Source organism: Pacificibacter marinus (genome assembly GCF_018860665.1).
Taxonomy (GTDB): Bacteria; Pseudomonadota; Alphaproteobacteria; order Rhodobacterales; family Rhodobacteraceae; genus Celeribacter; species Celeribacter marinus_A.
Window position 1 is genome coordinate 1 of sequence record NZ_JAHKPK010000050.1, and the last position, 2100, is coordinate 2100.

The following is a 2100-nucleotide window of genomic DNA, read 5'->3' on the forward strand; positions in this document are numbered from 1 at the left end:
TTGGGATTCAATGAGACAAGCCCAAAGGCATCACCAGGCGCTAGTTAAGAAACAAGAATATGAAAGGAAGCAAAACCAAGAGCGTTGCCGTTCGCATACTCTTGGGATAAATAAACCCTACTAACTAGAGAAAAGCCTGGGTTATCACTCCAGGCTTTCTTTTTTTCTACAGCGATGCCCATAACGCTACGCCTGCTGCAAATACTGTCATTCCTGCTGCTATTAGGTTCATCCTAGCTACTTGACGAGTTTCCTTATTCAAAGGGGCTACCTGCTCTTTTATTGTTTTCTCAATTTCACTCCTAGCAGCTTCTGCGGCGAGTTTTGCGCTTTCTTGCATCGAAGTCGCCATAGTTTGCTTACTGGCTGTCAGAGCGGCATTAAGCGTTCTTTCTGCCTTATTTTTAGCATCTTCCCCCCATCGGTGCGCAATTTCTTCTAACTCGCTTTTAAAGGAGTCTAGGATAGCTTGCTGAGCTTCGGTGCTTTCCTGCATCAAGCGATCATTGATCGTCTGCAAAATCAATATAGGGTCATCGCGACCAACGGCAATGCCGTGTTTGGCCGCGATTTCCTTTATGGTTTCTTCAACCTTGTCTGTCATTACAATACCGCCGCATTATCCAGTAGACCAAACACTTGACCGCGAACAATTTTCAATCGTTGTCGAGACATGATCGTCAAATTGTCATCGGCCAACGCTTCATCAAATGTTTTTCTGTTTTCAAGCATTTCAGAGAAATCACGGCCATAGGTTTCATCTTTTAGTTTTGGCAGGTCAATAATTGCTGAAACTCGATCTTTATTATTCGTGTACGCCTTCATTTGCTCGAACGACTTCCCTTGGTGCTCGATTGGCCCCCAATATGGATTCAACCACACAACAAAAAGAGCTTCTTTTGGGAACTGGTCTGCCAGTTGTGAAAAACCATTCACCGTGTCTAATAGTGATTGGCTACCAGCAATAACGGTATGAACTACAATCTCATGCCCCATTTCGTTTAGTAGGGCAGGGACTTCATTAGAAATTAGGTAGTGTGATAGCGGCACAAAAGAACTCGCACCATTATCAATAATGACGTCATTCTCGGTTGTCGCTATTAGCTCAACTAACGAGTCAAAATTGCGAGTATTAATTTCGTCGTCAGTCATAATATTTAGCCTGGTTACGTTCAGATATTTATAACCTTCGAACGTAGAATTTACAGGGTCAGTATCTATGCAAGTTGGTTCCTGACCTTTACTTTTTTTGTATTGAGCGACGATAGCTGCGATCACGGATTTACCTACACCGCCCTTACCTTGCAAAATGATATGTACTTTAGCCATTAGATTAGATCCTCTTTATTCGGTCTTGAATTGAAATTAAAGCCAGTAATTCCTTTTGGCTTATCTTTATTTTGAACTTGAGCAGAATCACTATTTTTTTCTAGTGACTTTGTTTCTGTCGGTTTTTCTGGCCCCTTAGTTGCGGGGGTTTCGTGTGTAACTTCTTCGGTTTTTTTAGCGGCTAAAAAATTTGAGCTGCTTTCCTTGTTCTTAATGTGACGATTAACATGCTTAGTGAAAGTCTCATATCTGCAATGAATCTTCCCTTCTTCTAACATGTGCTCCCAAATGGTTTTTACTGAGTAACCAGCGGCTATCGCTTCTTCTATATCCTTTTGTACAGCAAGAAATGCTACGACATTTTTATCCTGGCGCTTTCGTTTTTCGTCTCTCTTCTTTACCCATTCAGCAAGTTGATCAGTATATTTTTTTGCTTTCCCCATAATCACTTATCCGTCTTATCTCTTTCGTGATCACAAATCTATCACGTTGTGAGCTTTCATTATATCGCTATAAGCTCGCTATTTTATCGCTATATATCTGCTACTAACCGCCATTATAGGGGGTTTTGGCAAAATTTCACTATATCGTTTGTGCTATAGCGCAAATTTAGTGCAAAAGCTGCGGATAAATCGAAAAGGTTGGTGTACACTTTTCTTGGAGTTATTAACGCCGTAAGGCGGGCAGGATAGGTGAAGTAGCCCCACCAACAAGTTGGTGGATGCTACTTCACTCTAACCCTTATTCGCGCCTTCGGGCTCAACGGGAATC

Annotated in this window: 3 protein-coding genes; all 3 read right to left on the reverse strand. The window is 41.8% G+C overall.

What is annotated here, in order from left to right; translation table 11 throughout:
* Positions 1 to 166: 166 nt before the first annotated feature.
* Genes KO497_RS13135 through KO497_RS13145 form a run of 3 tightly spaced genes read right to left on the reverse strand, consistent with a single transcriptional unit; the run spans position 167 to position 1772 of the window.
* Positions 167 to 604: a conjugal transfer protein TraM gene (locus KO497_RS13135; RefSeq protein WP_012774832.1), complete on the reverse strand. Its 438-nt coding sequence runs from the start codon at positions 602 to 604 to the stop codon at positions 167 to 169.
* Positions 604 to 1329, reverse strand: a complete 726-nt coding sequence (locus KO497_RS13140) for a TraL transfer origin protein (protein ID WP_012774831.1) — start codon at positions 1327 to 1329, stop codon at positions 604 to 606. The genes KO497_RS13135 and KO497_RS13140 overlap by 1 nt, the downstream gene beginning before the upstream one ends.
* Positions 1329 to 1772, reverse strand: coding sequence for a TraK family protein (locus KO497_RS13145; protein ID WP_012774830.1), 444 nt, complete (start codon positions 1770 to 1772; stop codon positions 1329 to 1331). The genes KO497_RS13140 and KO497_RS13145 overlap by 1 nt, the downstream gene beginning before the upstream one ends.
* Positions 1773 to 2100 lie beyond the last annotated feature (328 nt).